Here is a 1,986-nt window from a genome sequence, read left to right as displayed (position 1 = left end):
GCCTCGGCTGCCTCTTCCAGGGCACCCTGACCGCGCTGCCCGCCGCGGGCGACACCATCGGACGCGGCGAGGAACTGTACTCAGTGGACGACACTCCCGTGGTGCTCCTCTACGGCACCCTCCCCGCCTACCGGACCCTCGCGAACGGCACTGAGGGCGCCGACGTGGAGCAGTTCGAGGAGAACCTCGAACGCCTCGGCTACGACGGCTTCACCGTGGACGACGAGTACACCGCGAAGACCGCAGCCGCCGTGGAGGAGTGGCAGGAGGACCTCGGCCTCGCCGAGACCGGCGCGGTCGACCTCGGCCGCGTCGCTTACGCCCCTGGCGAGATCCGCGTCGACACCGTCGAGACGAACCCCGGCGACCCCGCGCAGGGCGCCGTGTTCACCTACACCGGCCTCGACAAGCTCGTCACCGTCGAGGTCGAACTCGACAGCCAGGAGCTCGTCGTGATCGGCGGGCCCGTCACCATCACGCTCCCCGACGGCACCGAGGCCCCGGGCACCGTCACCGGCTCGGAGACCGCCGTCGTCGAAGGCGGCCAAGGGGACGAGAGCGAGACCGTCCTCAACGTCACCGTCGCCGCCGACGACCCCGCCGTCTTCGACGGCCTCGACCAGGCCTCCATCGACGTCGGCTTCCCCGGCGACACCGCCGAGGACGTCCTCACCGTCCCCGTCGAAGCCCTCCTCGGCCTCGCCGAAGGCGGCTACGGCCTCGAGATCGCCGACGGCGACGCCACGACGCTCATCGCCGTCGAGACCGGCCTGTTCGCCGACGGCTACGTTGAAGTCACCGGCGAAGGCCTCGCCGAAGGCCAGTCCGTGGTGGTGCCCTCATGACCGCCCTCGACCACGCCCCGCCGCTCACCGAGACCGCCTGGCCCGTCGTGAGCCTGGAGTCGGTCTCCAAGACCTACCCCGGCGGCGTCCACGCCCTCCGCGACGTGACACTGTCCATCGAGGACGGCGAGATGGCCGCCATCGTCGGGCCCTCCGGCTCCGGGAAGTCAACGATGCTCAACCTCATCGGCACCCTCGACCGGCCCACCACCGGGACCGTCCGCATCGACGGCTTCGACGTCGGCCGACTGCGGGACGGGCAGGTCTCAGCACTGCGCGCCACCCGCATCGGCTTCGTGTTCCAGTCCTTCCACCTCGCGATCGGCCAGCCGGTCCTCGACAACGTCGCCGACGGCCTCCTCTACTCCGGCAGGCCCGCCCCCGAACGCCGCGCGCAGGCCGCCGAGGCCCTCGCCCGTGTCGGCCTCGACCACCGCATGGACCACCTCCCCAACCAGCTCTCCGGCGGCGAACGCCAGCGCGTCGCCATCGCCCGAGCGGTGGTCGGGAACCCGGCGCTGCTGCTCGCCGACGAGCCGACCGGGAACCTCGACTCGGTCTCGGGCGCTTCGGTGATGGCGCTGCTGCACGACCTCCACGCAGCTGGAACGACGGTCGTGGTGATCACGCACGACGGCGAGATAGCCGATTCCCTGCCGCGGCAGGTGTCGATGCGCGACGGGCGGGTGGTCTGAATGGCGGGCATCGCCGTGAGCGGCGCGCCGGCGGACCGGTCGCTGCGTCCGGCGCGGATGCGCCCGGGGGACGTGGTCAGGGTCGGCGCCACTGGGCTGCGCACGCGGCCGTTGCGGGCCTGGTTGTCGGCGTTGGGGATCGCGATCGGGATCGCGGCGATGATCGCGGTGGTCGGGATCTCCTCGTCGAGCCGGGCCGAGCTGGACCGGCAGTTGGCGGCGCTGGGCACGAACCTGCTGACCGTGACGCCAGGCACGTCGATGCTGTCGGGGGAGGAGGGCGTGCTGCCGTACGAGGCGGCGGCCATGATCGCCCGGATCGGGCCGGTGGAGCAGGTGGCGTCGGTGGGTTCGGTGCCGGACGCGAAGGTGTACCGGACCGACCGGATTCCTGCGGGCCAGAGCGGCGGGATGTCGGTGCGGGCGGCGGAGCTGGGCCTGCTGGA

3 protein-coding genes are annotated in these 1,986 nt (G+C 72.2%); all 3 read left to right on the top strand.

The window, feature by feature from the left end; translation table 11 throughout:
- Nucleotides 1-845 (top strand): peptidoglycan-binding protein (locus tag E9998_RS24980; RefSeq protein ID WP_136532469.1); only part of this gene is annotated, 845 nt, incomplete at its 5' end.
- On the top strand, nt 842-1,540 hold the full coding sequence (locus E9998_RS24975) for an ABC transporter ATP-binding protein (protein ID WP_136532468.1): 699 nt from the start codon (nt 842-844) through the stop codon (nt 1,538-1,540). The genes E9998_RS24980 and E9998_RS24975, both read left to right, overlap by 4 nt.
- On the top strand, nt 1,541-1,986 hold a 446-nt coding region (locus E9998_RS26920; protein WP_204745654.1), incomplete at its 3' end, for an ABC transporter permease. It abuts the gene before it with no gap.

Source organism: Glycomyces paridis (assembly GCF_004912155.1).
Lineage (GTDB): Bacteria > Actinomycetota > Actinomycetes > Mycobacteriales > Micromonosporaceae > Glycomyces > Glycomyces paridis.
The sequence above is the reverse complement of the archived record's forward strand: the minus strand, read 5'-3'. Positions and strand labels throughout refer to the sequence as shown.

Coding starts and splice junctions, on each gene's coding strand:
- E9998_RS24975 (WP_136532468.1), top strand. CDS start 842: ATGACCGCCCTCGACCACGCCCCGCCGCTCACCGAGACCGCCTGGCCC.